This window comes from Mesorhizobium sp. M7A.F.Ca.ET.027.03.2.1 (genome assembly GCF_003999175.1).
In the GTDB taxonomy this organism is placed as follows: Bacteria; Pseudomonadota; Alphaproteobacteria; order Rhizobiales; family Rhizobiaceae; genus Mesorhizobium.
Genome location: NZ_RZOM01000981.1, coordinates 1 through 2,349, shown reverse-complemented (window position 1 = coordinate 2,349; position 2,349 = coordinate 1). Strand labels below are relative to the sequence as shown.

Genomic DNA, 2,349 nt, shown 5'->3' with positions numbered 1-2,349 from the left:
GAGACAGGTCGGAGTGAAGCGGGGTATCGGCATGTTTCCCATAGCCATAGAGGTTTCCGAGAACCACAAGCTTCGCGCCGACCGCTTCCGCGGCACGCACGGTGCCGTCGATGATTGGGAAGAAGTCGGTCGGCCACCGGTGATAGGCGGCCATGGCACACATGAAAATGGCGTCGGCGTTTCGGCAGATACGCGCCAGTTCAACGGCATCGGTGGCATCGGCCTGCACCGCCCGGACGTTCCGCAACGCGTTTGAGCCGACACTCCGGCTCGTGAGAACGACATCATGTCCTTCTTCGCCCAGAAGGCGCGCGGTCTCGTGCCCGACCGGGCCTGCTCCGACAACTACATAAAAACTCATGGCTAACCTCTCGTCCAAGCTCGATGGAGAGGCGTAGGTACATGTCCATGGCATTGAAAATCGCGCGGGAATTGCCAATTCTTGGACAGGTTTTGCCAGGAAGCGAGAGAGCATGCATTCGCAGTCTGTTCCGGCCCGATTTCCGCCCGACGTCACAATGGCCTTCTGGCATATCGAAGCGGGCGTCCATCGTCTCTCCAGGGCGGCCCATCATCGCATCATGGTGCATGCAAGCGCGGCGACGCGTTCCTACTGCAATGAGGTTGGTCGATATTTCGTGAGGCGCGCCGGCGATATTGACCTGGTGCCCGCTGGCCAAGAGGGCGGCTTCGAGACCGAAACCCCGTTCGACACGATCGAGATCGCGTTACAACCAGCCCTGATGGAAAGGGTGGCGGCTGAGCTAGGTGGCAAGGCGCGCGCGTTGCCGCTCGACACACGTCATCTGCTTCGTGATCAGCGCATCCAACATCTCGCCCGTGCACTCGAGAGCGATCTCGGCGCAAACTCACCGAGTGGATCTTTGTTTGCCGACAGCATTGGCGCCGCTCTGGCGGTGAGGCTGCTCGGTCTTGAGAATTCCGATGTCGAGCGAACAAACCGGTTGTCAGATGCCCAGCTCAAGCGCGTGTTGGAGCATATCGAAGCTGGCTTGCACGAGCCCCTTTCAATCCAGCGATTGAGCCGAGTTGCCGGGGCGAGCAGCTCGCACTTGCGGGCTTGGTTCAAGGCGGCGACGGGCATCACCCTGCACCGCTACGTGGTGCGACGTCGCGTCGAACGCGCACGCGCCCTGCTGCAGCGAGGCGATCTCAGCACAAGCGAGGTGGCGGAATTGACGGGCTTTGCGCACCAGTCACATCTGGCGCACTGGATGCGCCGCGAGATCGGCCAAACGCCGCGTGATTTGCGCCGGGCGCAGCCCAAATGATCTTGTCATTGGATGGCGTTGGCGACGCCACCCAACGTGTCAGTCCCTCAGTGGCTTGCCGAGCCGTCCAGCCAGGTCCTGGGTGAACTGCCAGGCGACGCGGCCCGAGCGGCTGCCGCGGGTGGTCGCCCATTCCAGTGCTTCGGCGCGCAGTTGCTCGGGATCCATGACAAGGCCATGGTGCCTGATATAGCCGTCGATCATGTCGAGATATTCATCCTGCGAACATTTGTGGAAGCCGAGCCACAGCCCGAAGCGGTCGGACAGCGACACTTTCTCCTCCACCGCCTCGGACGGGTTGATGGCGGTCGAGCGCTCATTGTCGATCATGTCGCGGGGCAACAGATGGCGGCGGTTCGAGGTGGCGTAGAAGATGACATTGACTGGCCGACCCTCGACGCCGCCTTCGAGCGCTGCCTTGAGCGATTTGTAGGAAGTGTCGTCATGGTCGAAGGAGAGGTCGTCGCAAAACAGGATGAAGCGGAAGGGGGCCGCCTTGAGCAATCCCATCAGCTTCGGCAGCGTGTCGATGTCCTCGCGGTGGATTTCGATCAGCTTCAGCGGCAGGTCGGACTTGGTCTTGGCGTTGATTTCGGCATGCACGGCCTTGACCAGAGACGATTTGCCCATGCCGCGCGCGCCCCACAGCAACACATTGTTGGCTGGGTAGCCGGCGGCGAAGCGTTCGGTGTTGTCGACAAGGATGTCGCGGACGCGGTCGACGCCACGGATCAGGCCGATGTCGACGCGATTGACATTGCGCACCGGCTCCAGATAGCCCGGATCGGCCTGCCAGACGAAACAATCGGCCTCGCCGAGGTCGGTTTGGGGCACCGGCGGCGGGGCAAGGCGGCTCACCGCCTCGATCAGCCGGTCGAGTTTCTGGTTCAGGGATTCAATGCTGCTGTCGGTCATGACTGTCTTTTGTTTTCGCGTTTTTGATGTCTGGGGGCGTGAAGCTGCCCGATTCCGCCTGATACAAAACCGGTCGCAACCTTTTGTTAGAGCATAATCTTTTGCGGAAACCGGCTCGCGCTTTTCGCGATCATGCTCTAAC

General features: G+C 61.1%; 3 protein-coding genes. 1 reads left to right on the top strand and 2 read right to left on the bottom strand.

Annotated elements, in window-relative coordinates:
* Nucleotides 1–361 (bottom strand): NAD(P)H-binding protein (locus EN750_RS29950; RefSeq protein WP_127398894.1); only part of this gene is annotated, 361 nt, incomplete at its 3' end.
* Between the two features lie 112 nt (nt 362–473).
* Here EN750_RS29950 and EN750_RS29945 point away from each other — a divergent pair.
* On the top strand, nt 474–1,292 hold the full coding sequence (locus EN750_RS29945) for an AraC family transcriptional regulator (protein WP_127398893.1): 819 nt from the start codon (nt 474–476) through the stop codon (nt 1,290–1,292).
* Between the two features lie 39 nt (nt 1,293–1,331).
* Here EN750_RS29945 and EN750_RS29940 read toward each other — a convergent pair whose 3' ends face one another.
* On the bottom strand, nt 1,332–2,207 hold the full coding sequence (locus EN750_RS29940; RefSeq protein ID WP_127398892.1) for an ATP-binding protein: 876 nt from the start codon (nt 2,205–2,207) through the stop codon (nt 1,332–1,334).
* Nucleotides 2,208–2,349 lie beyond the last annotated feature (142 nt).

Coding starts and splice junctions, on each gene's coding strand:
- EN750_RS29945 (WP_127398893.1), top strand. CDS start 474: ATGCATTCGCAGTCTGTTCCGGCCCGATTTCCGCCCGACGTCACAATG.
- EN750_RS29940 (WP_127398892.1), bottom strand. CDS start 2,207: ATGACCGACAGCAGCATTGAATCCCTGAACCAGAAACTCGACCGGCTG.